Annotated in this window: 24 protein-coding genes; 15 read left to right on the top strand and 9 right to left on the bottom strand. The window is 54.1% G+C overall.

All coding sequences use genetic code 11. The annotated features are described in order from the left end of the window. Positions 1 to 418 precede the first annotated feature (418 nt). Together HY913_02260 and HY913_02255 are read left to right on the top strand one after the other, a co-directional pair. A complete protein-coding gene (locus HY913_02260; protein ID MBI4962078.1) occupies positions 419 to 1,183 on the top strand; it encodes a hypothetical protein in 765 nt (254 codons plus the stop codon). 168 nt (positions 1,184 to 1,351) lie between these two features. Further along, positions 1,352 to 2,656, top strand: coding sequence for a 3-deoxy-D-manno-octulosonic acid transferase (locus HY913_02255; protein MBI4962077.1), 1,305 nt, complete (start codon positions 1,352 to 1,354; stop codon positions 2,654 to 2,656). On the opposite strand, the gene HY913_02250 is transcribed toward HY913_02255, so the two are convergent. From HY913_02250 to nrdR, 3 genes are read right to left on the bottom strand one after another with little or no spacing between them, the layout of a single operon-like run. Beyond that, complete coding sequence (locus tag HY913_02250; GenBank protein ID MBI4962076.1) at positions 2,649 to 3,257, bottom strand: threonylcarbamoyl-AMP synthase; 609 nt, start codon at positions 3,255 to 3,257, stop codon at positions 2,649 to 2,651. The genes HY913_02255 and HY913_02250 overlap by 8 nt on opposite strands. Before the next feature lie 35 nt (positions 3,258 to 3,292). Next, positions 3,293 to 4,435, bottom strand: coding sequence for a bifunctional diaminohydroxyphosphoribosylaminopyrimidine deaminase/5-amino-6-(5-phosphoribosylamino)uracil reductase RibD (ribD, locus tag HY913_02245; protein ID MBI4962075.1), 1,143 nt, complete (start codon positions 4,433 to 4,435; stop codon positions 3,293 to 3,295). Continuing rightward, complete coding sequence (gene nrdR / locus HY913_02240) at positions 4,404 to 4,928, bottom strand: transcriptional repressor NrdR (GenBank protein ID MBI4962074.1); 525 nt, start codon at positions 4,926 to 4,928, stop codon at positions 4,404 to 4,406. The genes ribD and nrdR overlap by 32 nt, the downstream gene beginning before the upstream one ends. A 241-nt stretch (positions 4,929 to 5,169) precedes the next feature. On the opposite strand from nrdR, the gene HY913_02235 reads away from it, so the two are divergent. After that, positions 5,170 to 5,535: a NusG domain II-containing protein gene (locus HY913_02235; protein ID MBI4962073.1), complete on the top strand. Its 366-nt coding sequence runs from the start codon at positions 5,170 to 5,172 to the stop codon at positions 5,533 to 5,535. After that, the gene (locus HY913_02230; protein ID MBI4962072.1) at positions 5,532 to 6,044 is read left to right on the top strand and encodes a Gx transporter family protein; all 513 of its coding nucleotides are present in this window, start codon (positions 5,532 to 5,534) and stop codon (positions 6,042 to 6,044) included. Before HY913_02235 ends, HY913_02230 begins: the two co-directional genes overlap by 4 nt. A gap of 514 nt (positions 6,045 to 6,558) precedes the next feature. Here the strand turns inward: HY913_02230 and HY913_02225 are convergent. The 4 genes from HY913_02225 to HY913_02210 form a co-directional block, all read right to left on the bottom strand. Next, positions 6,559 to 7,770 carry a radical SAM protein gene (locus tag HY913_02225; protein MBI4962071.1) on the bottom strand — a complete coding sequence of 404 codons (1,212 nt, stop codon included), beginning with the start codon at positions 7,768 to 7,770 and terminating at the stop codon, positions 6,559 to 6,561. Between the two features lie 155 nt (positions 7,771 to 7,925). Next, entirely contained in the window at positions 7,926 to 8,594 is a 669-nt protein-coding gene (phoU, locus tag HY913_02220) for a phosphate signaling complex protein PhoU (protein ID MBI4962070.1), read from the bottom strand. 99 nt (positions 8,595 to 8,693) lie between these two features. Further along, the gene (locus tag HY913_02215; GenBank protein ID MBI4962069.1) at positions 8,694 to 9,863 is read right to left on the bottom strand and encodes an acyl-CoA dehydrogenase family protein; all 1,170 of its coding nucleotides are present in this window, start codon (positions 9,861 to 9,863) and stop codon (positions 8,694 to 8,696) included. Between the two features lie 230 nt (positions 9,864 to 10,093). Further along, on the bottom strand, positions 10,094 to 10,945 hold the full coding sequence (locus HY913_02210; GenBank protein MBI4962068.1) for a 3-hydroxybutyryl-CoA dehydrogenase: 852 nt from the start codon (positions 10,943 to 10,945) through the stop codon (positions 10,094 to 10,096). A gap of 498 nt (positions 10,946 to 11,443) precedes the next feature. Here HY913_02210 and HY913_02205 point away from each other — a divergent pair, with 498 nt between their 5' ends. After that, positions 11,444 to 12,742: a phenylacetate--CoA ligase gene (locus HY913_02205; protein ID MBI4962067.1), complete on the top strand. Its 1,299-nt coding sequence runs from the start codon at positions 11,444 to 11,446 to the stop codon at positions 12,740 to 12,742. A 396-nt stretch (positions 12,743 to 13,138) separates the two neighbouring features. Here the strand turns inward: HY913_02205 and HY913_02200 are convergent, their stop codons facing one another. Next, positions 13,139 to 14,797 carry a tetratricopeptide repeat protein gene (locus tag HY913_02200; protein MBI4962066.1) on the bottom strand — a complete coding sequence of 553 codons (1,659 nt, stop codon included), beginning with the start codon at positions 14,795 to 14,797 and terminating at the stop codon, positions 13,139 to 13,141. 228 nt (positions 14,798 to 15,025) lie between these two features. Here HY913_02200 and HY913_02195 point away from each other — a divergent pair, with 228 nt between their 5' ends. Further along, positions 15,026 to 15,523 (top strand): hypothetical protein, encoded by a 498-nt coding sequence (locus HY913_02195; protein MBI4962065.1) that lies wholly within the window; start codon positions 15,026 to 15,028, stop codon positions 15,521 to 15,523. A 108-nt stretch (positions 15,524 to 15,631) separates the two neighbouring features. Here HY913_02195 and HY913_02190 read toward each other — a convergent pair whose 3' ends face one another. Beyond that, positions 15,632 to 15,967 (bottom strand): hypothetical protein, encoded by a 336-nt coding sequence (locus HY913_02190; GenBank protein MBI4962064.1) that lies wholly within the window; start codon positions 15,965 to 15,967, stop codon positions 15,632 to 15,634. Positions 15,968 to 16,182: 215 nt separating this feature from the next. Between HY913_02190 and glgP the strand changes: the two genes are divergently transcribed. The 9 genes from glgP (at position 16,183) to HY913_02145 (ending at position 26,541) form a co-directional block, all read left to right on the top strand. Next, positions 16,183 to 18,738: an alpha-glucan family phosphorylase gene (glgP, locus tag HY913_02185; protein ID MBI4962063.1), complete on the top strand. Its 2,556-nt coding sequence runs from the start codon at positions 16,183 to 16,185 to the stop codon at positions 18,736 to 18,738. Between the two features lies 1 nt (position 18,739). Further along, on the top strand, positions 18,740 to 19,480 hold the full coding sequence (locus HY913_02180) for a hypothetical protein (GenBank protein MBI4962062.1): 741 nt from the start codon (positions 18,740 to 18,742) through the stop codon (positions 19,478 to 19,480). Positions 19,481 to 19,665: 185 nt separating this feature from the next. Continuing rightward, on the top strand, positions 19,666 to 19,959 hold the full coding sequence (locus HY913_02175) for a hypothetical protein (GenBank protein MBI4962061.1): 294 nt from the start codon (positions 19,666 to 19,668) through the stop codon (positions 19,957 to 19,959). A gap of 248 nt (positions 19,960 to 20,207) precedes the next feature. Next, on the top strand, positions 20,208 to 20,927 hold the full coding sequence (locus HY913_02170) for an N-acyl homoserine lactonase family protein (protein MBI4962060.1): 720 nt from the start codon (positions 20,208 to 20,210) through the stop codon (positions 20,925 to 20,927). A 407-nt stretch (positions 20,928 to 21,334) separates the two neighbouring features. Next, on the top strand, positions 21,335 to 22,432 hold the full coding sequence (dnaJ, locus tag HY913_02165) for a molecular chaperone DnaJ (GenBank protein MBI4962059.1): 1,098 nt from the start codon (positions 21,335 to 21,337) through the stop codon (positions 22,430 to 22,432). Between the two features lie 298 nt (positions 22,433 to 22,730). Then, positions 22,731 to 23,231, top strand: a complete 501-nt coding sequence (locus tag HY913_02160; protein ID MBI4962058.1) for a HyaD/HybD family hydrogenase maturation endopeptidase — start codon at positions 22,731 to 22,733, stop codon at positions 23,229 to 23,231. A gap of 102 nt (positions 23,232 to 23,333) precedes the next feature. Beyond that, positions 23,334 to 23,774 carry a cytochrome c3 family protein gene (locus HY913_02155; protein ID MBI4962057.1) on the top strand — a complete coding sequence of 147 codons (441 nt, stop codon included), beginning with the start codon at positions 23,334 to 23,336 and terminating at the stop codon, positions 23,772 to 23,774. Positions 23,775 to 23,969: 195 nt separating this feature from the next. Next, a complete protein-coding gene (locus tag HY913_02150) occupies positions 23,970 to 25,589 on the top strand; it encodes a cytochrome b/b6 domain-containing protein (protein MBI4962056.1) in 1,620 nt (539 codons plus the stop codon). A gap of 697 nt (positions 25,590 to 26,286) precedes the next feature. Next, positions 26,287 to 26,541 carry a hypothetical protein gene (locus tag HY913_02145; GenBank protein MBI4962055.1) on the top strand — a complete coding sequence of 85 codons (255 nt, stop codon included), beginning with the start codon at positions 26,287 to 26,289 and terminating at the stop codon, positions 26,539 to 26,541. Positions 26,542 to 26,570 lie beyond the last annotated feature (29 nt).

Raw genomic sequence — 26,570 nt, 5'->3', positions numbered from 1 at the left:
TGATACTAACCGGTGGTCTGCAAGGTAGCAGCAGTGGCGCTGCACGCCCTGCCCTTGTATAACCAAGAAACCATTCGGGAAGGGCCATTTTCAAAGTGCATCGGCATGGCCATCCGACGGAGAAGATTTTGCAACACATCCCACCGGCGGTCAAGAAACCACTGAAAAACAATGGATCAGTAATATGCTTTCCCCTTGATTTGTCCAATACGGAATTTGGTGCCCCTACTACCGTGCCACCATGCGACTAATCCAAGGGGGAATTGCCACATAACTCTGCGGGCTCATTCATGAAGGACTCGATGCGGTCCCATGTGCGCTGGTCCATTGCATACGGACCGCGGGTCTGCTATTAAGTTCATCCAAGGGGCGCACTGGGCGTTCCCATTTCTATCTCGTTTAGCGTATTGCGGTTGCAATGAAAAGATGGACAGCCTTTCTGACGACCTTTTTCACGGCTTGGGCCGTGCTGCTCCCTACCGGTCTTCATGCGGAACCAAGCCTCAAACCTCAACAGATCCCTGAGTTGCTTGCGGAAAAGGGAAAGAAGCTGAGCGCGATGAAAGTCGTCATGAACGTTACCAGCTTATACGAAGCGGATAAATCACGGCAGGATGTTAAGGGGTTCCTTCTGTACAGACGTCCTGCCGATTTCCGATTCCAAGGCCTTGCAACAGGTGGAAACCCTTTGTTTGAACTGGTTATCAAAGACGGGTTATTCGAGCTGTACATACCGTCCGACGGCAAGATCCTCAAAGGCGGGAAGGACTGTTTTGGCAAGCGGTTCCCGGATGTAGCAGAAATAGAGGGGCTTATCCCCATAATACTTCTTCAGTGGAAGAATGTGACCTTCCAGAAAGTCATGAAACAGGATGCGGAGACCATAGTCATCAACGTGCTGTGTCAGGGAAGGACCTGGGAAGCAACCCTGGAAGCCAAGAACCTGTTTATTAAGCGCTTGGTAAGACTCGGCCCACGTGGTGAGGTTGATCTCACCGCAAATTTTGGGGAATTCAAGACAGGAGAAGACGGATGGCTGCCGAGACGTTTTGACATTCAGTCGCCCAAAGGAGGGTGGCGCACCACGGTGCAGATCAGCAAAATCGAACCGAATCCCTTTCTGGTGGAAAAGAATTTCAAGCTGGAGCCCACCTTCTCCACAAAGACTGAAAACTGCAATTGAGTCATGCCGACTTCCAAGGTGGAAAGCGCCGCAACGAACGATCCCGTTTAAAAAGGGGACGAGAATTCACCGCATTTATCTTCTCTCGAAAATCGGGGCCGGCTGGATTGGTTGAAACAGCATGACTTCGGGTGTTAATTCTATGATCGTACACCGGTCACACTCCTCATGAACCGCTTCCTGTATAACGTGTTCCTTCATACACTGGTGGCGCCGTTTCTCGCGGCCTACTATCTTCCCAAGATTGCTCTCCGCAGCAAATATCGACGGTCGTTGAGCGGCAAGCTGGGCAGGCTTCCCGAGAGCTTCGTCCCGGAGACGCTTGCCCGACCGAGAATATGGTTCCACGCGGTATCAGTCGGAGAGGTCGTGGCGCTCAGTCCCTTGGTGGCCGCTGTCAAAGAGCTGACTCCCTCCGCATCCGTAATCGTCTCCACCGGAACAGAGACCGGCCAGGACCAGGCCGCGGAGATGATCCCCGAGGCTGATGGGCTGATTTACCTGCCGCTGGATTTTCCCGCTTTTGTAGACCCCGTTGTACAGCGAATTCAGCCCGATTTATTCGTTTTGATGGAAACTGAGCTGTGGCCCAACCTCATACACAGCCTCAAGAAGACCGGAGCCAAGGTTGCTCTGGCCAACGGAAGAATTTCGGATAGGTCCTTCCCCAGGTACAAGAGACTCCGTGCGCTGTTTTCCCCGGTCCTCGAACAGATTGACCTCTTTCTCATGTCCTCTGACTCCGATGCCCGGCGAATTTCCGAGATGGCCGCGCCTGCAAGCAGAATTCAAATCACGGGCAACACGAAGTTTGACGCAGCCTTGACTGAAATTCCCGTGGAGGCTGAGGAACGAATACGGGATATGTTTAGCCTGGCACCAAACGCCAAGGTTTTTGTTGCAGGGAGCACCCATCCGGGTGAACACGAGATGGTGCTTGATGCGTACTTGAGCCTGCGCGAGGAATTCCCGGATCTCGTCCTAATCTTGGTTCCCCGGCACATTGAGAGAACACCCTCCATAATCGCAGCCATGAAAGATCGTAATATGGCCGCGCCGTTTCTACGAAGTTCAGTCGATCAGGGCACAAGGCGCCGAGATGAGCCTGTGATCATAGTGGACTGCACAGGCGAACTGTTTCAAGTGTTCTCAGTCGCGTCCTTGGTGTTCATGGGAGGGTCGCTTGTTCCTAAGGGCGGGCAAAACATTCTGGAACCGGCTGCATGGGGCAAAGTGGTAATGTTCGGGCCATCCATGGAAGATTTCCGGGACGCGAGAGACATATTGGTGCGCGCCGGCGCAGGGCGGGAGGTTGCCGGCACGTCAGACCTGGTGAAAAAGGCCACCGAAGTGCTGTCTAACCCTCAAGAAGCAGAACGGTTAGGAAAGAAAGGCCGGGAAGAAATCTTGAGGCAAGTGGGAAGCGCAAAGAAGAACGCGGAATTATTGACAAGGCTTATTGGGGCTAAATAAAAGGCATCACGTCTCCCTTCCCTTCCCGAATCACTACAGGCATGTCGTCCATCAGACCAATGACCGAAGACGGCTCAGGCAAGAAAACCCCGCCATCAACCACAAGATCAACCTGCCCTTTGTACATCCGTTCTATTTCCTTGGGATCGTCCAGAAGCTGATCGTCGGGCAGGCGCACCGATGAACTCAAAATAGGGTGCCCCAGCTCGGCTAAAAGCGCCTGACATATCGTGTTGTCCGGAATTCGGATACCTACTTCGTTTTTCTTGGTCAGCACGATTCGAGGAACAAGACGAGTGGCCGGTAACACAAAAGTGTACGGCCCTGGCAGATGCCGGCGCAGTATCTTGTAGGTATTATCGCTCACTTGGGCGTACAGGGAGATGGTCTTAAGGTCCGAAAAAACAAAGGACAGATGACGCTTGTTGTCCATGCGTTTGATTCGACGCACTTTATCCAGCGCTTTTTTGCTATGTATGCTGCATCCCAGTCCGTACACCGTATCCGTGGGGTACACTATTACGCCGTCCGCCTCCAGAATCTCTGCAACGCGCGCGATACGTCTGGGCTGAGGATGAGTAGGATTTATTTGAAGAATCATCCGATACGCCTCATGCTAAAATGCCGACGGCCAGGCTAACCAGATTCGCCAACCTCCGGATAGGATACTCGTCCGTTCAGTAGCATGTCAGGTCCGATGCGTCTGAATTCAACGTCCGAGAGTCTGGGAGCTTCGTTCAGCGTCTTGATCCCGGCCCCGCCTACGCCTGACGGAGCAGTTTCTCCGCCTATTATTATAGGTGCATAAAAGAAAAGGCACCGGTCGACAACACGGGCGCTAAGGGCGCCCCAAGCCAACTGAGCCCCACCTTCGATGAGTACCGAAGTAATCCCGATTCTGTAGAGCCGCAAGAGTAGATCGGACAGATCAACCTGTTTCGAGCCCGAAGTCGGCAGAACCCTGGCTCCATGTTTCTCCAAGTTGGACTTCGGCCCCGGTGGAGGGTCCTTTCGCGTGGCAATAATGACTCCCGAGGTGGAATCAGGATTGAAAATCGCCGCATCCAGCGGGGTACGCAAACTCGAATCCGCTATGACTCGGATGGGATCGTGTCCGCCGCCTCGCGGGAGACGCGTGGTCAGCATAGGGTTGTCAGCGAGCACCGTCTGAACACCGACCATTATGGCGGATACTCGGTCCCTCAGGCGATGGACCTTCTCACGGGAAGCCGCAGAGGTTATCCACCGTGAGTGGCCTGTTCTTGTTGCAATTCGTCCGTCCAAGCTCATGGCAAGCTTGAGGAACACAAACGGCCGGCGCTGGGTCACGTTGGTGACGTAAACCTCGTTGGCGCGGTGGCACCGATTTTCCAAAACATGGCCGACGACCTCCACACCCGCTGTTCGGAGCGTCTTAGCACCTCCTCCGCGAACTCCCGGATTAGGATCGTCCATGCCGTACCACACCTTCTTGATCCCGGCCTCCAGGATGGCTTCCGTGCAGGGTGGGGTCCGCCCATGGTGGTTGCAAGGTTCCAGAGTTACGAAAAGCTCGGAGCCCTTAGCCTCTGAACCTGCCGCTCGGATCGCTTCGACCTCCGCGTGAGGTTCGCCCGCGGCGCGATGGTACCCTTCTCCTACGACCCTTCCGTCTTTGACCAGTACCGCGCCGACAACCGGGTTGGGGGAAGTTCGACCTAAACGGCGGCGTGCAAGTCTGAGGGCAAGGGCCATGAACTTTTCAGCGTCACGGCGATTCTTGAATTCCTTCTCTTTCATCCGGGGGTCCGTCTTGACTTCCGCGCTGCTCTCGGGCCTCCTTGAGTTCATACAATTCCTTTATTTCTCTCACGAATTCTTCAATGTCCCGGAAGGAGCGATACACCGAGGCAAATCTCACGTAAGCAACGTCATCCATCCGTTGCAGTTCTTCCATCACGCGCTCACCAATGTAAGCAACGCTAATCTCTTTTTCCGGCCTTTCCAAGAGTTCCTGTTCTATCGAATCCGCGACCGCCTCTATTCTGTCGATGCTGACGGGGCGTTTCTCACAGGCTCGACGCATTCCTTCTACGATCTTCCTGCGGTCGAAGGCTTCCCGACGCCCGTCTTTCTTGATCACGTAGGGCAGAGTCTCTTCAATCTTTTCGTAAGTCGTAAAACGTTTCTTGCACCGTAGGCACTGACGTCGCCGACGAATTACTGTATTATCCTTCCCGAGGCGGGAGTCGATTACCTTGTCATCGATGGCGCCGCAGGCCGGGCATTTCATGTTTGACCGCCTTTTAGCTTGTCTGGAATGCGCGGAATGTCACTACGGATATTTATAACGAATCCCGGCATGATGCAAGAAAAATAAAGAATCTTCTTTTTGTATTGGCCGTTTGTGAAGGGTCCGCATCATTTCAGCATCGAATCGCTGAGTCCAAGGCCCGCGCGCTCGGCTGAACTCTTCGCATGGCCTCGCAGAAAAAGGCATTCATAGTATAACAGCAATGAAGACAACTGGTTACATGACTTTAGCTGACTGGACCCTGGTTGCTGTGACCTTGGCGCTGGCGGCCGCGATGTTTTTCACGATCCCGCGCTGGGTCATTTCCGGGGGAACAAATGTGGAGGTCTATTCCGGCAACAGAATAGTGGGCCGCTACCCGCTGAGCCAAGACCGCATGATCGAAGTGCCGGGACCGCTGGGCAAAACCGTATTGCGGATAAAGGACGGCAGAGCGCGCATAGATTCTTCTCCCTGTCCGAACAAAATCTGCATACACATGGGAGAGTTTGGTACCGAAGGAGGAATCCTGGTCTGCGTTCCCAATGAGATCGCCGTCCGGGTTGGAAACGATAGGGGCCAAAGCGTCGACGCGGTGACCCGATGACCGGCCGCGTGCGGAAGTTGGCTCGATTGGCTCTTCTTCTGGCCTTGGCGACCGTCATTCACACAGCGGAGGGGTTGCTCCCGATAACCGTACTCTGGTTCAGGTTCGGGTTCGCCAACATCATCGGGCTAGCCACACTGTATCTTTTCGGCTTCAAGGCCGCGTTGTTCATTACTCTTGGACGCGTCTTTCTAGGTTCACTGGCTTCTGGGCTCTTCGGCTCTCCTGCCTTTGCTCTGTCTCTCGCGGGTGCGACCTGCGCAATTCTGGCCATGGCCTTAGTCCACAGACTGTTCGGTCGTATCTTTTCCGAGGTCGGAGTTAGCCTCGTGGGTGCGGTGGCACACAACCTAGCGCAACTCCTGGTCGCCTATTTCCTGCTGGTTCGCAGCGAAGGGATCTTCCTCCTGTTCCCATTGATGCTCCTTGCCGCAGTCGGCACCGGCATCCTCAACGGCCTCGCCGCACGCTTCCTCATAAATCATTTCAAAGGCTTAGGGGAAGTGTGAGAGGAGGGGAAGGAACGGAGAAGAGTGGAAGATTGCCGGGGAACCCCTTTTTTGCAACGGCTGGTATATTTTATTCCGCAGATTCGGCCAATGCCGTGGCATTATGATTTCGAGGCATCGTCTCATGATGGTTCTGACCATTGGTATTGTGGGGAGTGAGATCCCGCGGTCGCCGGGAAAGCGATCTCATTTTGGGTAGGACCGGCATCTTGCCGGTCATTCAAATAGACAGGCTGGAAGCCTGTCCCACCAACAGAGATTGCTTCGTCGTTTCACTCCTCGCAATGACAGGATTATGGTATTCCACAACCTTAAGCGGAGCTAAAGGTATGATCCATTTAGCAGAAAAGGGGTTCCCCGGACCCCTCCCCCAAAAACTCCTATAATTGGCTGGCTTAATGGCGGTGCCTTGACAAAGCCTCGGTGCTCCAAACGAAGCCAAGATACGAAAGTTTTTGGAAGGGGGGTGCGGGGGGAAACTTTTTTACAAAAAAGTTTCCCCCCGCACTTCCCATCAATACCCCATCAAGCCGCAGCAGCGGGTGCAGACGGGCATGAGTCCTTTTTCGGAGAGGCTCTTTCGGAATTTGCGGTAGAGCTTGGAATTCCAGAGTTCGGTGATGGTTTTTTCTTTGACGGTGCCGACAACGAAGTCGTGGTAGTCGCGGCATGGAGACATGTCGCCGTTGGAATTGATCTCCACCGCACTGAATATGGACACGCAGCGGTCAAAGCCGAAGCGGCAGTCGTGGTCGGAATAGTAGGTTTCCAGATCCTTGGGATCGGTCAGGGGCGGCATGATGATAACCGCTGGGCCGGAGAGGCTCCCTGCACGATCGTTCAACGTTTTTAGCTGATTGGAGAGCACTTGGTAATCCGGCGGCCTCCAGCTTCCGATCCAGCCGAAGTGTTTTTGAGGCCTGAACCCGAAGCGTTCCTCGAAGTCCTTGGCGTGTCTCTCCGCTGACTCTTCGTCGATCCACCACGCGAGGTAGAACACGCAGACATCCACCTTGTCTTTGAACACGTCGTAGATGTCCACCAGACGATTGTAATTCACGTTATTTATGGTGGTGAGGGCCGCGATCAGGGGGAGTCGCTGCTTTCTTTCCGTTCGCAGAGCGGTAATACGGTCGATGGCCTTGGTGATGGTCGCGAAGTTGTTTACGCTCGGGCTCGCTCCAGGGCGGCTGGCATTATGGACCGCTTCGTCGGGGCCGTCTATTGATATCTGAACCACGAACATTGGAGCGGCGACCAGTCGCTCGGCGTTTTCCGTGAGGCCCGTTCCGTTGGTTGCGATGCTCGGGGGCATGCCCAGCCGGGCGGCCTCTTCGATTATCTCCACCGAGCCCTTGTACAGCATGGGCTCGCCGCCCCACAAGTACACGGAAGGTGTGTGGCCGTGCTCGCTGAGGTCGCGCAGGAGTTCTAAATAACGTTCAGGGGTTACTTCCTGGTTTTTGAGTTCCTTCAAAGAGCATGACCGCAGAAAGCCGCGGTCGCCCCATTGGCCGCAGGTGTGGCACCGGAGGTTACAGACATCGGTTATGCGGATGCTGCACTGCCTGATCCGATTCGCTTTGCCTTCATCGGCCCTTTGAGACAGGTTCCTGAGGAACTTGTCGACCTGAATCATCGCCACGTTTTTGGCGTACTTGGGCTTCTCGAGTAGCTTCGGAGCAGTCTTCAATATAGTGGAAATAGGAACCCAGCTTTGGCTCATTCGTCGTTCGCTCTCCATCAAAATGATCGAGCATCATACACAATCGGAGTTCATAAAGGAAGGCCCGGCCCAAAACAGGGAGCGCTATCGGCAACAGTGGAAATGAAGGTCCGGTGCGCGGGCGCCGGTTCGCGGCAGTAACGTCCGGCAGGTCGTCATTTTTGACCGTGGCGGACAATTTCACCGGTAACCATGTAAATGATGTCTTCGGCGATGTTGGTGGCGTGGTCTCCAATTCGTTCCAGGTGGCGGGACACCAGGAACAAGTGGATCAGCGCACGGCGGTTTTCAGGATCGGCTTGCACTCTGGACTCAAAATCCCTGTGTAATTGATGCTTCTTGAGGTCGATCCGGTCGTCCTCCGCGAGGACCTCAAACGCCTGGTTGCTGTCCATGCTCACAAATGCATCCAAGGTCTTGCGCAACATGCTCGCGGTTTCCTCTGCCATGGTGAAGTAATCATCGGGTATATGTATGGGATCATTGGCTTGCAGATCTATGGCTATTCTGGCGATGTTCGCGGCCATGTCTCCGATGCGTTCCAGGTCTTGGTTCATTTTCAGGATGCCTACTATGAACCGCAAATCCGTTGCCACGGGCTGATGCAGAGCGAGGATCTCAAGGCACTCTTCGTCAAGGTCCATTTCCATGCTGTCGATTTCCATATCACCGTCCACGACCTTCCGGGCCAGCTCAGCATCTCGCATTTTGATGGCCTTGACAGCCAGTTTGACGCTCTCCTCCACGCGAGCGCCCAAGGAGAGGACAAGCCTCTTCAGCTTTTCGATCTTACGTTGAAGTCTCAAGCGTACGGTTAGGCTCATTGGACCTCTGAAAGGGGAAGTGTTGCGGCGGCGAGTGGATCGAATCCGGCCCACCCGCGTCATCGGAGTGGAGCTGAAAAGCCCCACTCCGCGGAGGTTTTACAAAGTGGACGCTATGACGAGCCTTTGAATTTCGTTGGTTCCTTCGTAGATTTGCGTGATCTTGGCATCCCGCATCATGCGTTCCACAGGGTACTCGCTCATGTATCCGTACCCGCCCAGGACCTGAACCGCTTCGATGGTGGTCCACATTGCCACGTCGGAACAATACGCCTTGGACATGGACGAGAATCGAACAGTCTCGGCCGGCACTCTGGAAAGATCTTTGGAGATTTTGTCGAGAAGCGAGCATGTCCTCCACAAAAGCTGGCGAGCCGCGTTGGTCCTCATGGACATTTCAGCCAACTTGAAAGCGATGGCCTGGTGCCTGATGATCGGTTTGCCAAAAGACTCACGCTCCTTGGCGTATTCAGTCGCAAATTCGAAAGCTCCCGCGGCGATACCGAGGGCCTGAGCCGCAACTGATGGGCGGCTGAAATCCAAGGTCTTCATCATGATGTGGAAACCGTCGCCCTCTTCACCCAACCTGTTTTCCACAGGGATCTCAACGTCTTCGAAAACCAATTCCCTTGTGTCAGAGCACTTGATGCCGAGCTTGCTCTCCGGCTTGCCCACACTGAAACCGGGCGTGCCTTTTTCAAGGATGAACACGCTGGCGTTCTGGTGGGACGGCTTGTCCGGATTGGTCACGGCGTAGATGGCGAGCGTGTCGGCAACTCCGCCGTTGGTGATAAACATCTTTGAGCCGTTCAGGATGTACTTGTCACCTTTGCGTACGGCCCGAGTCTTCAAAGCCGCAACATCAGACCCTCCCCTGGCCTCGGTCAGCCCGAAGGCAGCCAGTTTCTCGCCCGACGACAACGGTGTAAGGTATTTCTCTTTCTGTTCGTGGTTGCCTGCCAGAATTATCGGCAGGCACCCAAGTTCCTGGCAGGATGGGATTAAAGCTACCGAAGCGTCCACCTTTGCCAGCTCCTCAACCACCACGCAATGCGCTATCATACCCGCGGCCATACCGCCGTAGGCCTCCGGAAAGTCCACGCCCATCAGCCCGTTCTCTTTCATGAGTTCGAGCATGTCATAAGGGTATTCGCCCTTTTTGTCTCTCACTTCCGCGCCCTCCGCCACTTTTTCCTTGGCCAGGCGCCGCACCATGTCCTGAAGCATTTTCTCTTCTTCGGTCAGACCGAATCGTTCCATTTCCTCCATGTTATCCTCCGATGGTCAGGTCATATATAAGAAAGCGTCGGGCCGGTATGCCGGCTTGCGGCCGCTCCTTGAAAGCTACGGGCACGGTCCCGGAAAATCGCGGGATGCCACTACACTACAGGCATCGAAGTCCCCTTCAAACCCAAGGCCTTCTCGCGGCAATGTGGGACCGAGCGGACCATAATTAGGCTGGGAGCGCCAAATCTACTGCGCCCCATCATTACCTGCCGTTACGAACCGTAGTCATAGAACCCTTTCCCTGACTTCCGGCCCAGATGGCCTGCCCTCACCATCTTCCTCAGCAACGTGGGCGGCCTGTATTTGGGGTCCGCGAATTCTTCGTACAGATGCTGCTGGACGTTGAGCAGCGTGTCCAGTCCTACAAGATCGGCCAGAGCTAATGGGCCCATCGGATGGTTGGCACCCAGTTTCATCCCTTCATCGATTTCAGCAGCGCTGGCAAGCCCCTCTTGCAGCGCGAAAATCGCTTCATTGATCATGGGAACAAGAATGCGATTCACGACAAATCCCGGGGCTTCTACAACCTCGATGGCAGTCTTACCCATTTTCTGCGCCAGGGTCTTTATGACCTTCACAGTCTCGTCGGACGTGCCATAGCCGCGGATTACTTCCACAAGCTTCATGGCGGGGACAGGGTTGAAGAAGTGCATTCCGATAAAGCGGTCCGGCCTGGATGTAACGGCAGCCATTGCAGTTATGCTCAGGCCCGACGTGTTTGTGGCGAAGATTGTGGATGGCTTGGCAATGCCGTCCAGTTCCTTATAAACGGATCTCTTGAGGTCCATCTTCTCGATGACCGCTTCTATGGTCACGTCCACATCGGAAGCTGCTTCACCCAAAGACAAGGTGCCCTTTATCCTCGAACGGACAGCGTCCGCCTCGGAAGCTTCCATCTTGCCTTTATCAATCATGCGCTTGAGGTTCTTGTCAATGGTAGCAAGCCCTTTGTCCACGAAACGCTGTTCCACGTCCATCAGGCTTACCTGAAAACCCGTCTGGGCCGCCACTTGAGCTATACCAGAGCCCATCAGGCCGGCCCCGATAACCCCTATCTTGCTGATTTCCATCTCATATTCTCCCTTCGATGTCAGAAAGAAGGCTCTGTCCGCGGTATCTTTATCCAGCCATGAACAGCCCCGGCTGCTCAGCGGTCGTGGCCTACAGTCAGCCGCGCCGGACCGACAGCCGCGCTGGACGCGAAAATGGCCCCTCCCTTATTGCAAAATGAACCAACACATTTGACGTTTTTCACCCTCAACGATTACCAGAGTAACGCCCATTGAGCAAGCTATTCCAGCGCACGAACTTTCCGCGGCCAAGAGGCCCCAGTCCGCCTACTGGTACCCAAGGCGACCGCGGCCCGGAGGTAGTATAAATACTCGGCCGACTTTCACTACACTGAAGTTCCGCACAACAAATGTGGCTGTCAGACCCAAATCGTACCATATATCCTTTTCACTTGACAGAATTTCTATCATTCCGTATTTGTACAGTGATAAAGGCCTTCCTGAGTTACCCGCCATCGTAAAACAGACATAGTTATCGCCGAGGAGGAACCCATGTCAAAGAAGTATTGGGACGAAAAGTTCGAAACTATGAACGAATCCGCAATGGCCGCGTTTCAGACGGAAAAACTTAAGCAGACTCTAGAGTGGGTCTACGACAAGGTCCCATACTACAAGAAGGCCTTTGATGAAACGGGCGTGAAACCGTCCGATTTCCAAAAGCTGGCAGATCTTGCAAAATTCCCTTTCACGATCAAGACCGCGTTGCGAGACAACTATCCGTTCGGCCTGTGCGCTGTCCCGATGTCTGAAGTGGTCCGCGTTCATGCTTCTTCAGGAACTACGGGTAAACCCATCACCGGGCCATACACGGCCGAGGACCTTGATCAGTGGACGGATTGCATGGCACGAGGCCTGTGGGCCCAAGAGGTCAGACCGGATAGCGTGCTCCAGAATGCATATGGAATGGGCCTTTTCACAGGAGGGCTAGGGTTTCTCCAGGGGGCGATGAGAATCGGTTGTGCTGTCGTTCCTTCAGGAGCGGGGATGACCGAAAGGCAGATCATGCTCATTCAGGACTTTGGGACCTCTGCTCTATGTTGTACACCCTCATATTGCCTCACAATAATTGAAAGAGCGGAAAAAATGGGTGTAGACCTGAAGAAGACCGCGTTGAGGACAGGTCATTTCGGCGCGGAACCGTGGAGCACCGAAATGCGAAGCGACATCGAATCCCGAGGCGGCATTCACGCGTACGAGCACTACGGGCTTACCGAGCTTATGGGACCGGGTGTTTCCTTTACATGCGAATATTACGGGATTCACGTGAACGAAGATCACGTCTACCCGGAGATAGTGGACCCGGGAACACTCGAACCGGTTCCATTGGGGCAGGAGGGCGAGCTGGTCTTCACCTCGCTTCAACGTAGGGCCATGCCGATGATTCGCTATCGGACGCGAGACATCTGCACGCTACGCCGTGAAAAATGTGAGTGTGGACGCACGCTGGTTACAATGGACAAGATCCTGGGCCGCACCGACGACATGATGATTATCAGCGGTGTGAACGTTTTCCCGTCGCAGGTTGAAACGGTTTTGATGGAATTCGAGGAAGTCGAGCCCCTGTACCAGATTCGCTTGAGCAAGAAAGGTTACATCGATCACATTACCGTAGAGACCGAGGTCAAGCCTGCGGTGTACGAAGCAGGTCAGGAAAAGATCGCCGAACTCTCCAAGAGGATTTCAGCCAGGATACAGCAGGTCATCGGCATAAACGTTCCGGTGATCGTCTTGGCTCATGACTCAATAGAGCGCAGCATCGGCAAGGCTAAACGTATCATCGACGAGCGATAGAAGCCCGTAATTATAGTATTTCTTTGAGGTTTGGAACATCGCAGCGAAGGAGCACGGACCTGCCCGGGCAGGTCCGTGGCACCCAGCGCCGCTGTAAAGTTGAAATTATTGGGTGCCACTGAACTGGGAACCAGGTCAGTGCCGGACAAGTTGGAGAGCTAAGTCACTTTCCATCTGGTTCCCTGGCTCCGCCTGGGAACGAGGTTCAATTTCGCGACACCAGTGTCATTGCGAGGAGTGAAACGACGAAGCAATCTGTTCATGCTCTTCAGGAGATTGCTTCGGGCTACGCCCTCGCAATGACACCTAGGCTCACCCCCAAAGAAATAATTCCGTTTGCGAAATCCCGAGGAGTGCGGGACCTCTCCATCCTCTTCCTGTGAGCGCAACTCCGCGTCAGCGATTTGCGAACACCCGGGCCTTCCACATATCCTGGGTTGCTTCCTCAGATTGACCCAGGGTCTCATAGCATTGGCCGCGGAGCCGATACACTTCTCCGGTGTACGGGTTAGCTTTGGCCGCTTGGTCAAAGTCCGTTATGGCTTGGGGATAGTTGCCCAATTCCATATAAAGTTTTCCCCTTTTGAGTCGGGCCTCGAAGTTGTTGGGGTCAGTGGTCAGGGCATATGAATAGGCTTCCACGGCCCGGTCTATGTGGGAATCCGCCATATGGATGTCCCCCTGGGTGACATAGGCCGGAGCGAATGAAGATTCCTTCTTTAGAGCCTGGCTAACCATCTCCAGAGCGTCCCTTATATCTCCCTTCCTGAGTAGCGCCTCAGCCAACAACTGGTAAGCCACCGGATCGTCCGGCGCCAGACGGATTGCCTCGTGCAGGTCATCGACCGCACGATCGAGTTGTCTCTCGTTGAAGTACAGACTGCCGCGTAGCAGCCAGGCTTCATGGTTGGTGGAGTCCAGGGCCAAGGCCTTATCAAGATCGGAGAGTGCCCAATCTCCCCGTGCGATGACCTTGAAGATCGAGGCTCGCTTCACCAGGAGCCAGGGGTCGTCGCCTCGAATGTCCAAGGCTTTGTTCAAGTCCCTCAAGGCGCCCAGATAATTTGCGGTCCCGAGGTGCAGCGTGGCCCGATTTATGTACGGGAGCGGGTTCTCCGGATCGAGAACTATTGACCTCCTCAGCTTTTCAAGGGCCTCCGGATACCTGTTCATCATCATGAGTAGGGTCCCCTGATTCAGGAATAGAATGGAATCATTGGGATCCACCGTGGCCGCCCTGTCATAGTCCTTGAGCGCTTGCTCCAGGTCGTTCATGGCTCTGTGAGCGTCCGCCCGATACCAGTATATCTCCGACATATCGGAATCAAGTTCCAGGGCCTTGTTGAAATCCAACACCGCCTGCGCGGGCTGTGCGGCTTTGAGGTGCGCGAACCCTCTCCGAAAAAAGGCCTGCGCATTCTTGGGCTGGATTTTCAAAAGCCTATCCATTTCTTGGATAGCGGCCGAGTAGTCCTTTTCTTCGATCCTGATCGCGGCTCTTCCAAAGTATGCGCTCTCTTGTCTCGGGTCCAGTTCCGTGCATCTGTCGAAGGATCGCAGGGCCTCTTTGTAATCATCTTGGTAGAAATGAATCAGTCCAATGGCAGAGATGATGGCCGCGGGCTTTTCAGCAAGTTTGGCTGCCTGCTCCAGACAGTGGACGGCTGCGCCGTAATTTCTTAGTCTTTCAAGCAGCCTGCCTTTTGCTTCCCAGGCCTCGGCCGAACTGGGATTGAGGTCGATGGCCGCCTGGTAGTCTCCCAAGGCCGGATCTATTTCGTCACAACGTTCCCTTGCTCTCCCCCTCATAATGACCAACGAAATATCGGTCGGGCTCTTTTGGATAGCCTGGTCCAAAAGCTCGACGGCTTTCGCGCACTCGCCTCCGTTGACGAGTTGTTTGGCCTTATCCAGAGGAGATGACGGAGCAACACCGCATCCGCTTAGGCTCCATAGCGCCGCCAACACAATTGCGGATAAGGAGCTATTCAGGGCGCGGCTTGAGCTGAAACACATGGAAATTAATGAAAGAAAGCCTTTTCGGAGAACGGCCATCAGCACTTCCGGCTTATTTTCTTGCAAGCCTAAGATCTTGGAAGGGCTTTGTCAATAAGGGCAGTCTAACGGCGTGTCCCCGTGGATGCGGACGAGCATCATTTTTGGTTGATTAATGGACCATTATATGTATTAATAGTAACAAGATTTCAGTGTATTGAATGTAATTATTTAACTGAAATCTAAGACGACGCGGCCCCTTTTCCGCAAACCACACGGAGGATTTCCATGAATATTCCCTGGGACGGCCTTGCTCACGTTCAGAACTTCATCCGCCTGGACTTCCTTTTTAGCGGGTTGGAAGTTTCTTCCACGGAGCTTTTTGCAGCTCGAATGGCCGTTTTCCTCCTTTTCGGATGCGGTCTGCTGTGGGCTGTATTCAAAATAATAATTAAATTGATTGATTGCATTCAGGCTCTGTTGGGGAGTGTGGTCCACCTCCCAAAGTCCTTCTTTTTGCTGTTGCTACTGGTGATTCCATTGTCACCGGAGAGCCTGGGTGCGCGATCTCTCGGGTACATTCTTCTGATTACCTCTATCTTGGGCCTATTGGCGGCCTGCGGGCTCTTTGTGGTTCTATGGAAGTACGGGGTGGACCAAGCCATAGTATTGGTTAACAGCCTCCGAACAAGATCCGAAGATCCTCGCAGCGATGCTGCTCGGTCCTCAATCCCTCCGGAGAACGTCATGGGACCTGTCATAAACTCGCCCGTTAGGGTTTCCTGAGCGTCTTGAGCGTTCATCGGGCCACGCGGGTGCGGACAGTCTGCTTTGAAGATTTTGCAGTCCACTCCCCTTTTTCCTCCCCCGATACACCCCTGCCCCACGCTCACTTTACCCGAAGAGCATCACACTTAAAAAAAGGATCGCTCCATTGGCAAGGTAAAACATCCTCACCGCGCCGCCCCGACCGTGTAGGTCCTTCCAGTCCGATGTACGGCTGATCATTCGGTCTATGCTGTACGCGGGCACGACAGTGATAAGCGAGACGAGCGCAAAGCGATTAAGCGCGCCTGTGCGAGGACTGTGAACATTCAGCCTTTCAAGGGGGTGGTCTTCTTTGTGGACCAGTCCTGTCGGCCTGCCATCATTGGCATTTTGGGACAAGCAGGCTGGAAGGCCTGCTCCACCGCTCTCCGACATGGCCATGAGTGATGCCGATGTTGACATCACTGAAGGATTTCCCGTCGATGCCTTTAGGAGTTGCACAAAAACCTGTCCACAGATAAGCTAACCTGCGAGGTGGCCGGGATCGCGGGTTCACATTTGTCCGATCACTCGGACGGTCGGTCGGGCCGCGCGGCCATGAAGGCCCCCAGGTTGGTCGGACGGTTAAGATCTACTCGTTTGACAGCCATTTCGTCAGATCGGAAACGAGGTTACGAATGAGGCCCCGTTATTTGCTGGTAAAGCCGGATCTTCCTGATCCGCTGCAAGCTCTGCGTAATATCGGAATGAACCTATGGTTCAGTTGGAATCCCGATGTGAGCCGCCTTTTCCAGGCACTGGACCCGGATCTGTGGGAAGATTCGGGCCACAACGCCATGCTGCTGTTGGCCAATCTTTCCACGGAAAGGAAACAGGAGATCCTCGAGGACGTTTCCCTCATGGAGAGGATCCGTGAGGCTGAGACGGCCTTCGATAACTATGTGAGCATTACTAAAAATTATTCTTTCAACCTGGAAAGACCCATTGATTATCGGATCGCCTACTTCAGCATGGAATATGGGCTTGCCGAGGGGCTTCCGATTTATTCCGGGGGGCTTGGCGTCTTGTCGGGCGATCACCTCAAGAGCGCTTCGAACCTCTGCTTCCCCCTCATAGGAATGGGGCTCCTCTATCAGAAGGGCTATTTCAAACAATACTTGAATATTGACGGCTGGCAGCAAGAGTCCTATCCCGATAACGACTTCTACAACCTGCCTGTATCGCCGGTCCTGGACGGTACGGGCAATCAGGTTTCTTTTGACCTCGGGCTGGACGAGCGCGTGGTCAAAATCCTCGTGTGGAAGATACAGGTGGGTCGCATCTCCCTTTATTTGCTGGACTCCAGCCATCCCTCAAATTCTGACAGCTCGCGCCGAATTACCGCTGAACTGTATGGCGGAGATGTGGAAATGCGGATCCAGCAGGAAATAGTCCTCGGGATCGGCGGAGCGAAAGCCATTCATCTACTGGGCCTGTGGCCGTTTGTATACCATTTGAACGAAGGCCACGCGGCTTTTGCGGCCCTGGAACGTATCCGCCAGACCATGCTCACTTACCGCGTTCCCTTTGATGTGGCCGTGGAGTCGGTTGCAGCCTCCACCGTGTTCACGACTCACACGCCGGTCCCCGCAGGAATCGACTTGTTCCCTCCCGAACTGGTGGAACGTTATTTCAAGACCTACGTGGAATCGCTGGGAATGAGCGTCAAGGACCTGCTGGATCTGGGCCGTGAAAATCCCGAGGATCGGACTTCGCCTCTTTCAATGGCCGTTTTGGCGCTACGCTTGTCCCGGGGAGTAAACGCGGTGAGCCGCCTTCACGGCACAGTTGCCAAGAAAATGTGGAGGAGTCTGTGGCCGCACGTGGATGAGGAAGACATCCCCATCGGTTATGTCACCAACGGCGTTCACATCCCTTCGTACGTGTCTAAAGAGATGGGAGACCTCTTCGCGCGATACTTGGGCGAGGGATGGGTAGAAGAACCTGACAACACGAAGATATGGTCGCGTGTTCACAACATACCGCACGACCAGTTGTGGAGAGTCCACGAGACGAGGCGAGAGCGGCTTGTGGCCTTTTCTCGGAGGCGCCTTGCGAGCCTTTTCAAGTCCGGCAGCGGCTCCACCATGCTTAACGTGCGGCGTTCCAGGGAATTGCTGAATCCTGAAGCGCTCACCATAGGATTTGCCCGCAGGTTCGCACCGTACAAACGCGCGGGACTGCTGTTCACCGACCCGGACCGCCTGTTGAGCCTGATGTCGGATAAGCGCCGTCCAGTTCAATTTATCTTTGCCGGCAAAGCACACCCTCAGGATCGCCTGGGCAAAGAGATAATCAAGATGGTGGTGCACCAGGCCAGATCCGAGGGCTTTCGGCGCAACTTGGTCTTCCTGGAAGATTACGACCTTAACATAGCGAAATATCTGGTTCAGGGCGTGGACGTTTGGCTCAATACGCCGAGGAGACCCAACGAGGCCTGCGGCACCTCAGGTATGAAGGCCGCGGCCAACGGCGCTCTGAACATGAGCATCCTCGACGGCTGGTGGCCTGAAGCATATAACGGAGCCAACGGCTGGGCTATCGGCGGGGAGGAAGAGTACGAAGACCCTGCGTACCAGGATCGAGTGGAAGCCTCCAATATCTATGAACTGCTGGAGGAGGAGGTGATTCCTCTCTTTTTCGATCGAGGACCCGACGGGCTCCCCCACGGATGGATAGAAATGATGAAGAACAGCATGGCCACGATCTGCGTACACTTCAATTCGCATCGCATGATTGAAGAATACATGGGAGATTACTACACGCAGGCCGGCCTTGCGCACCAGATCCTGGGCGAAAATCGGCTCGCACGCGCTCGAGAACTTCGCGATTGGAAGCAGAAGGTGCGCAACTTGTGGAAGGATGTGAAAGTCCTCGACGTTTCGCTGCCCCAGGGCGACCGAGTGGCCCTGGGAGAGGATCTGAACGTCTCCGCCGTCGTTCAGCTAGGTCAGCTCAGGGATGAAGAAGTGGTTGTGGATCTGGTCCACGGCAATGTCTCGGACTCGGAGAAAATGCTGAACCGCAACATTACCACTATGGTGAGTGAAGGGCCGGTATCCGAAGGGGTGTGGCGATTCACCGGGACGATACCATGCGAAGAAACAGGAATCTACGCCTACGGCATCAGGGTTTTGCCTTTTCATCCTTATCTTTTCAATCCTCTCTCCATGAGCTTGGTTTCATGGGGGTAAAATGCCTGCAAGATACCAGGTCAAGTTCTATGGTTTTACGAGCGAGGACGCCAGGGCCTTCTGTCGTGATCTTGCCCGCGTCCTGAAAATCACGGAGGAACAGGCCTGGGATTTCTTGATGGATGCGCCGCTGGTCATCAAAGATAGGCTTAACAAGGCCGAAGGCCAGCGGTTGACGGACTCGCTTGTCTCGATTTCCGCTCTATGTCTGATGGAACTCATGCCTGATGCCACGGAAGAAGAAGAGGAGGAAGTTGAGCCTCCGCCTCCTGTCCCCGAGGGTGTCGAGTCGGTACCGGAGCGGGTCAAAAGGGACCAATGGGGTTTCAGAATATGGTCGGCGGTCCTGGTGGGGATAGCAGCTACATTGTTGATTTTCGGAGCTGTCACGTACCTCGTTTCTTACAAGAATCTATACCGTGGAGGCAAACCTGCTGCGAAACAACCCGGGGAAGTTACGACCAAGGCCGCGGCCCCTGAACCAGGCCCGGAAAGGTCTGAGACACGGAACAGCCTCCTTGATAGAATCGAAGCGCTCCAAGAACAGCTCAAAGATTTGAGGGCCAGGATGGCGGACCTGGAGCGCGACATCAACGCCACCGCCGGCGCATGGGGCTCTGATCCGGACGAAGTGCGACGGAAACAACAAACCCTCCAAGCTCAGCGAGCAGAAATGACAGCTATTCTGGCCGAATTGCGTTCAGCGCGACAAAACCTGGATGAGATGGAAAGCGAGAAGTAGGGAGCCAAGCGGTTTGATCACCGTTGGTGGGGAGCGATTCCGCCGAGGGCGTGGGCAATGGTCAAGTTCGGCGGGCGCGGCCCACCCTACGAATGAGCAAGATCCTTCTTGTAGGGCGGGCTGTGCCCTCCGAATTCGGTGGATAGCCTAGACCTGCTTGACCACTTCGGTGGAGAAAAAACGCTGTGAAGAAACTAATTCTGCATAAAGATCGACCCATGAAGCATATTTCTATCCGCATTCCCGAGGACGTGCTGGAAGACCTTAAGCAGGTTGCACCGTTGAAGGGCATGGGCGGGTACCAGGCTCTCATCAAGTTCTATATTGGTCAGGGATTGCGGAAAGATCTCCGAGAGCTTTGGGAGGCGGAAGCTTCCGGAAAGCTTGAAACTGTTCTCGCCGAATGCGGAGTCGATCCCGGACAGACAAAAGAGATCCTTGATCGCCTTAGAGAAGAGCCCGCGCCACTACGCGGATAGGGCTTCTCGCTGTTTGCCTCCAGGCCCAAACATGGGTGACTCCGTTTTCCTTTTGAGATCTGCCATCTTGTTCCCATGCGGAAAAAGGCTTCCTCCGCGTTTAGCCGCAATTCGTCCCAAATCCTTCCGACTTGTCCAATGCAGTTTGGAGCACTATACTACTTCCGGGTGGCGAAAAAGAACAACGTGCTGCAAACCTTCTAACTTGGCTTGTATGCATTGTTTTCACAGTTCTCTTGGAGAGACATATGACCGTATACACCATCCATCCGCTTGCGGTCGGTTACAACGAGACCGATCAAGGGATAATGACCTATCAGCGCTTCTACGGCAAAAGAATCGTGTTGCCCATATATGTGTTCGCGATAAAGGGCGGGACTCAAAAGATTCTGGTCGATACGGGTATCGAGGAGTTCATAGAATCGCCGGACCTGGAAGAGCGCCTGGGATTTCCGGTACTACCGTTTGAGGAGGCACTGGAGACGGTCGGATGGACGCCTGAGGATGTGGACATTATTATTCACACTCACCTCCACAACGACCACTGCGAAAATGATGCCCTGTGCACCAACGCAAAGGTGTACGTGCAGAAAGCGGAACTGGATTTCTTTCGCAACCCGCACCCCATCGATCACCGGTATTACTCCGACGTGCTCGACGGAGTGAACATTGTAACCGTCGAAGGGGACTCTTCTATCGTTGACGGCATTGAAGTCCTCTTTACGCCCGGGCACACTCCCGGCGGCCAATCGGTTGTCGTGAACACAGCCAAGGGCAAAGCCGTCATTACCGGGCTGTGCTGCAACGGCCAGAATTTTCCTTCCGGCGGCGGCGTAATAGCTCCGGGGGTCCATTTAGATGCAATTCAGGCCTATGAGAGTATGAAACGAGTCCAAGCGGCAGCTGACATACTCATACCGATTCATGAACTGGAAATCGGTAAGAAACGAATCATTCCGGAGGAATAGAGCCTCGTGTGGCGGTTCCAAGACGGGGTCAAAACAGATCAATGAGCACACCGTGCTATCGTCATCCTGAAAGAGAAGGCCCCTTTTATTGCCAAAAGGACGGCAATTACATGTGCGTTGATTGCGCATGTTGCCATACACCTCGCGTATATTGCCAATTCCGGACCGCGTGCGTGATTCACCTTCTGACCAAAGAAGGAGCGCTCCCTAAATGTGGTGAAGAGGAACTGAAGGACCGCGCAGCCACGGATCGGGATCGCTGACCCCAGGGCCGCCGCGGCGGCACTGACGCAAGAAAAAACGCGGGCACGGGATGACAAAACCACTCCGAATGTTTATATAAAGAGATCGTCGTAAACGGGGAAGACTCCTTCTTCGTAAACCACCGGAATTTTCGGATTGTTCTTATGATTAAGCGTGACTACTACGAAGTGCTTGGCGTCGTAAAGACCGCCAGCGCAGAAGAAATCAAGAAGTCCTATCGCAAGCTTGCCCTGCAGCATCACCCGGATCGGAACCGAGGTGACAAGGCGGCGGAAGAAAAGTTCAAGGAAGCGGCTGAGGCCTACGAGGTCCTGAGCGATCCTGAAAAAAGGCAGCTTTACGACAGATTCGGTCATGCGGGGCTGCAACAGACCGGTTTCACGGGCTTTAGAGACTTTGACGACATTTTTTCGTCATTCGGGGACATTTTCGAAGAATTTTTCGGATTCGGGACCAGAGGGGCACATCGTCAGAGGGCTCGCAGAGGCGCGGACCTCAGGTACGACCTTAGCGTTGATTTCATGGACGCTGTTTCCGGTAGAGAAACGGAGATAGACCTGTCGCGGCACGAGCCTTGCCCGAATTGCCACGGCCTTGGCACCAAGGGAGGGGCCCAGCCTGCTGTCTGCAATACCTGTGGCGGCCGGGGACAGGTAACCAGGTCGCAAGGCTTCTTTTCCATCTCCACCACTTGCCCCAGATGCCAAGGCAGCGGGACGGTCATAACAGACCCTTGTGACACGTGCCGTGGCGTAGGCAGGGTCCTTATCAGCAAGAAGCTTTCTTTAAAGATCCCTCCAGGCGTTGAGACCGGTTCCCGGCTTCGGCTCCAGGGAGAAGGCGAGCCGGGCGACCCTGGAGCGCCTCCCGGTGATCTCTACGTGGTTATTCACGTGGAGCCCCACGAGATCTTTCGACGTCAAGATGACGACATCTTTGCCGCGGTGCCGATTGCGTACAGTCAAGCCACCCTGGGCGGACAAATCGAGATCCCGACTTTGGAAGGCACGGAGGCCATGGACATCCCGCCGGCGACCCAATCAGGCCGAGAGTTCCGGATTGCGGGCAAAGGTGTTCCTCACCTGCGGGGACGTGGCCGAGGAGATCTGAGAATTGTCGTATACGTAGAGACCCCAACCAAAGTGAGCAAAGAGCAGGAAGAACTTCTTCGCCGTTTGGCCGAACTCGAGGGCGCCAAAGTAACCCCCAAGAAAAAAAGCTTTTTCTCAAGAAATAAATAGCTTGCCGCGGGCGGGAACGCAGAGAGTTTGGGGAGTGGTCGAAAGAGCCATTCTCCGCGATCCCTGCAGTAACCCCTTGCTGAACGCGGAATGGCTTTGCCGGGTCAACTGTTCCCACGCGAGTGAATGCTTACTATTCTCTCCTGCCGCGCTTTCAGCTCTTGCCAAAACGTGTTATGAATTGTGCCTTGTTGGAGATTTGGCGGCCGCCGCGGCTTGTGCCCACCAATGAAGGTCTCGGTGTCGGGAGATTCGTTTCAGAATCTCCCAAGCATTCGGTGCATTAGGAGCGCGAATTTTGAGTGGTAATACGGAACGAATCATCGTTCTCGGAGTAGGCAACATCCTGCTCCGGGATGAAGGAGTTGGCGTCAGGGTTGTGGAAGAACTTCAACGCCGGTACGGTTTTCCGGAAAACGTTAAGGTGGTCGACGGAGGCACTCAGGGGTTGTGGCTGATGTCCACTATTCAAGAGGCGGACCGCTTGATAGTAGTGGACGCTATTCTTGGAAGAGGCGAACCTGGCACGTTGTACCGCCTGGAGCGTGACGATTTGCCCAAAGGACTCCGGGCCAAGCAGTCCGCCCACGACAGCGATCTGGTGGAAGCCTTGAACCTGTGCAACCTTTTGGAATCCGGGCCGAAGAGCGTGGTGGTGGTAGGCGTGGAACCGGAGAACATACAGCCTTTCGGACTGGAAATGACTAATGCAGTGACTGCTAAGATCGATGACCTCATTGGCATGGTGCTCGAAGAACTGCGGCTGCTCGGTGTAGAACCGGAAAAAAAGTTTGAATGACACAGGGCCGTATGTTAATGTAACGGATCTTTACAGAAGGAGATCCAGCCGAGTTCCTCTCGGCGTTCCTGGTGTATTCCACTCAGTTGAGGAGGTCTGATTATGAGGCACAGAGGGAAAGTTTTTCTTGCACTATTACTAGGGGTAGCGGTTTTGGCCGCTTTCACTTTGGCCTATGCAGCAACCAAAGCGCCGGACAAAGACGTTACTATCGAGTCCAAGGACGTTTTCAAAGAGCCGAAAAAATCCCCCGTTGTCTTCTCCCACACCAAGCACAAAGAAGCAAAATGCACGGACTGCCACCACGAATTTAAAGACGGCAAGAACGTCTGGCAGGAAGGCCAAGAAGTAAAGAAGTGCGCCGCGTGCCACAAGCTGGAAGCCGAAGGCAAAGTGCTGAAACTGGAAAAGGCATATCACGATAAATGCCAGAACTGCCACAAGGCGCTCAAGAAAGAGAAGAAGAAGACCGGTCCGACGGCCTGCACCAAGTGCCACCCGGCAAAACCCGGCGAGAAGGAAGAGAAGGAAGAATCCAAGTAGGCAGACTCATTTAGGAATATCAAGATCACCAACGGCCCCCTCTCCACCCGAGGGGGCTTTTTTTTTCCTGGATTGTTCTTGACGTGAACAGCGTTCGGTGTGTAATAATTACCGATCTATCTTCCCCCGCTTTAACATAGATTTTTTTGGGGTTTCACGTTATTTCGATATTCCGTTTCGTGGAAGGAGTCTGCCATGAACCAGAGATCTACCAGTCCCCCCCTTTGGAGGTGGATAGGCTACTGCCTGATCGGAGTCGCGGCTCTGATGTTGCTTATCCACCAAGGGGCCGTCCCCATCAAAGCCCAAGACCGGAGTTCCGCTTCTGCGCCGGCCGCGGAAAAAAAGGAGTCGGAAGAACTCTCCAACCAGTCTTGCATCGAATGCCACAACCCGGACATTCTAAAACTTTCAAAGGAAGACTTGACCGAACAGGTAGTGGTCGCGGACAAACCGGCCCCTCCGAGGACAAAGCCCCTTTACGTCACCGGTGAGCTAACCCTTGCCATAAAGGAAAAGAAGTTTGCCGACGGAGTCCACGCGGACACCACGTGCGTAGCCTGCCACAAAGACGTTGTGGAAATCCCACATCCTCAGCGCTTGAAGGCGGTGGATTGCAAGGAATGCCACGAGGATTTCGTGGAGAATATTCAGGCCGGCGCACACGGCGAAAAGGCGGGGCCAAAGGCTCCCAAATGCATAGGATGCCATGATGTGCATTACGGTAAGGGAAAGGGAGCTTACGAAAAGGATTTCGCGCGGAAGGCATGCGTGGACTGCCATAATGCTTACGGCATGGACACGCTGAAGGGGCACAAGAAGGTTTATGAGGCACAGATGCATCTGGCCTCCCTCGATTGCATGACCTGCCATCAAGGGAAAGAAGCGGGGGTTCACAACATCCCGGCGGTCAAGACCCAGGTCGCAGGTTGTGAAGCCTGCCACACCAAGATGACCATCCTGTCCAAGGCCAAAAAAGAGCCTGCAGGACTCATCGCCTATATTCAACAAACCGGCTTCATAAACAACGACATTCGTAAGAAGTTCAACTACGTCATCGGCGCCAATCGAATCCCGGCTCTGGACACTATCATCATTCTTGCGGTAATCGCTCCCCTGGGTCTACCCATTGTTCATGGGGGGCTGAGAATCCTTACCAGACGCAAAGGGCCTCTCCATCTGCCGGAAGAAAAGATACTGCTGCACCCGTTGATCGAGAGGATCTGGCATTGGTTCCAGGCCTTGTGCATTGTGATGCTGATCATTACGGGGATCATCCTTCACTGGCCTGAGAAGTTCCCTGGATGGTTCAGTTGGGCTGTCGATATTCACAACTGGTTTGGATGGGCCGCGGTGATTGCGTTTCTCGTATGGCTTGTGTACAACCTGATCACCGGAAGGATCACCCACTACTTTCCGAAAAAGGGAGAAATTCCGGGTGGAATGATCCAGCAGGCCAAATTCTACGGATACGGGATCTTCAAGCACGAGCCGCACCCATATGCCCCGTCTGAAGACAACAAATTCAACCCGCTTCAGAAAATAGCATACTTGCAGTTTCAGGTGCTTTTCCTTCCTCTGCTGCTGATTAGCGGGTTGATCTATATGTATCCGGAGACCTTCAAGGGCTTCATAGCCGCAATAGGCGGAATGACGGTGGTGGCCGTTGTGCATCTCATTCTGGGAGGGCTCTTCGCAGCATTCCTGGTAGCGCATTTGTACCTGGCCACAACTGGAGAGACCATCGGTGAAAACTTCAAGGCCATAGTTTTTGGCTACGGCATCAAGTCGGATCACGACACACATCACGTTTGATCGTTCTTTGTTCAGGGAAAAAGGCGGTTCCGTGCGGAGCCGCCTTTCTTGTTTTGCGGGACTGCTTTTCCGTGAGAGTGAATTCTTATGAAAATGCCCTACTGTTGAAAGAGAGGCAGGTTCTACGTGGTGCCACGGATGTGCGAAGCTCGTCCGTGGCACCAAATCTGAGAAGCATTTTCATAATTCGTTGCGGCGATTTTCGGCATGGGGGTTGGTATACGGGTTGTCACAAACTTTGACCTTTTGCACGGCCCTCGGTCCGTCGTCCCTTCCGGGTCACGCCCTAGGCGTGATTGATTTGTATCCGAAAAATGTGCCGGCACGGAGAAACTGTCTCAAAACTGGCGATTTCATCATACGGTCTGTAGGGGCGGTTCGTGAACCGCCCGAAATCAGGGCGCTTCTCGAAGCGCCCCTACCCTGGAATCCCTCGATTCCACGATTTTGAGACAGTTTCCGGAGGCTGGCACCTACGGATTTCCAAGAGGCGCTCTTCCTAATCGGACACTATTTTGGACACTTGTATAATTGTGGCAGCCAACATGGGTGATCCGCAAAGCACATCGTCCATAAGCAACACCGAGTCCCCTTGAAACCCGTATCATTAGTCGCTTCCTCTCACGCGCTTCAAATTTTATTGGAACTTTTGGCGAACAAAGAGGTCGTTCTCCAGTAGTGAAAGGAGGCAATGACCATGGAGTCTCTAAACGAGCTTATTTCTGCGGCTCAGCGGATGCTAGGCGCGGGATTCGACGTGAAAACCTTCATGGCATGGGAGGCATTGGCTGCTATGGCCCTTCTTAGTGCACTGGGCCCTTCGCACTATTACACTCAGAATTTTAAACACCTCGCTGCGGAAAAAAGTCCTAGGGGCCTTCTGGCCGGCAAAGGAATCCTTGTTGCCGCCAAGGAGGAAATTCTGAACGGGAGCGGCCAGATCCAGGGCTAGGCAAGCTCGCAATCCCTGTATGCAAGACG

The organism is Desulfomonile tiedjei, assembly GCA_016212925.1.
In the GTDB taxonomy this organism is placed as follows: Bacteria; Desulfobacterota; Desulfomonilia; order Desulfomonilales; family Desulfomonilaceae; genus JACRDF01.
Note: the sequence above shows the minus strand (reverse complement) of the source record. Positions and strands in the feature narration are given on the sequence as shown.

What these genes read in the sequence shown, in the direction of transcription:
- HY913_02215 (MBI4962069.1), bottom strand. Translation starts at nt 9,863, where the DNA reads ATGGAGGAAATGGAACGATTCGGTCTGACCGAAGAAGAGAAAATGCTT.
- HY913_02155 (MBI4962057.1), top strand. Translation starts at nt 23,334, where the DNA reads ATGAGGCACAGAGGGAAAGTTTTTCTTGCACTATTACTAGGGGTAGCG.
- HY913_02255 (MBI4962077.1), top strand. Translation starts at nt 1,352, where the DNA reads ATGAACCGCTTCCTGTATAACGTGTTCCTTCATACACTGGTGGCGCCG.
- HY913_02190 (MBI4962064.1), bottom strand. Translation starts at nt 15,967, where the DNA reads ATGTCAACATCGGCATCACTCATGGCCATGTCGGAGAGCGGTGGAGCA.
- HY913_02170 (MBI4962060.1), top strand. Translation starts at nt 20,208, where the DNA reads ATGACCGTATACACCATCCATCCGCTTGCGGTCGGTTACAACGAGACC.
- HY913_02145 (MBI4962055.1), top strand. Translation starts at nt 26,287, where the DNA reads ATGGAGTCTCTAAACGAGCTTATTTCTGCGGCTCAGCGGATGCTAGGC.
- dnaJ (MBI4962059.1), top strand. Translation starts at nt 21,335, where the DNA reads ATGATTAAGCGTGACTACTACGAAGTGCTTGGCGTCGTAAAGACCGCC.
- HY913_02180 (MBI4962062.1), top strand. Translation starts at nt 18,740, where the DNA reads ATGCCTGCAAGATACCAGGTCAAGTTCTATGGTTTTACGAGCGAGGAC.
- HY913_02230 (MBI4962072.1), top strand. Translation starts at nt 5,532, where the DNA reads ATGACCGGCCGCGTGCGGAAGTTGGCTCGATTGGCTCTTCTTCTGGCC.
- phoU (MBI4962070.1), bottom strand. Translation starts at nt 8,594, where the DNA reads ATGAGCCTAACCGTACGCTTGAGACTTCAACGTAAGATCGAAAAGCTG.
- HY913_02235 (MBI4962073.1), top strand. Translation starts at nt 5,170, where the DNA reads ATGACTTTAGCTGACTGGACCCTGGTTGCTGTGACCTTGGCGCTGGCG.
- HY913_02250 (MBI4962076.1), bottom strand. Translation starts at nt 3,257, where the DNA reads ATGATTCTTCAAATAAATCCTACTCATCCTCAGCCCAGACGTATCGCG.
- nrdR (MBI4962074.1), bottom strand. Translation starts at nt 4,928, where the DNA reads ATGAAATGCCCGGCCTGCGGCGCCATCGATGACAAGGTAATCGACTCC.
- HY913_02260 (MBI4962078.1), top strand. Translation starts at nt 419, where the DNA reads ATGAAAAGATGGACAGCCTTTCTGACGACCTTTTTCACGGCTTGGGCC.
- HY913_02150 (MBI4962056.1), top strand. Translation starts at nt 23,970, where the DNA reads ATGAACCAGAGATCTACCAGTCCCCCCCTTTGGAGGTGGATAGGCTAC.
- HY913_02195 (MBI4962065.1), top strand. Translation starts at nt 15,026, where the DNA reads ATGAATATTCCCTGGGACGGCCTTGCTCACGTTCAGAACTTCATCCGC.
- ribD (MBI4962075.1), bottom strand. Translation starts at nt 4,435, where the DNA reads ATGAAAGAGAAGGAATTCAAGAATCGCCGTGACGCTGAAAAGTTCATG.
- HY913_02200 (MBI4962066.1), bottom strand. Translation starts at nt 14,797, where the DNA reads ATGGCCGTTCTCCGAAAAGGCTTTCTTTCATTAATTTCCATGTGTTTC.
- HY913_02225 (MBI4962071.1), bottom strand. Translation starts at nt 7,770, where the DNA reads ATGAGCCAAAGCTGGGTTCCTATTTCCACTATATTGAAGACTGCTCCG.
- HY913_02205 (MBI4962067.1), top strand. Translation starts at nt 11,444, where the DNA reads ATGTCAAAGAAGTATTGGGACGAAAAGTTCGAAACTATGAACGAATCC.
- glgP (MBI4962063.1), top strand. Translation starts at nt 16,183, where the DNA reads ATGAGGCCCCGTTATTTGCTGGTAAAGCCGGATCTTCCTGATCCGCTG.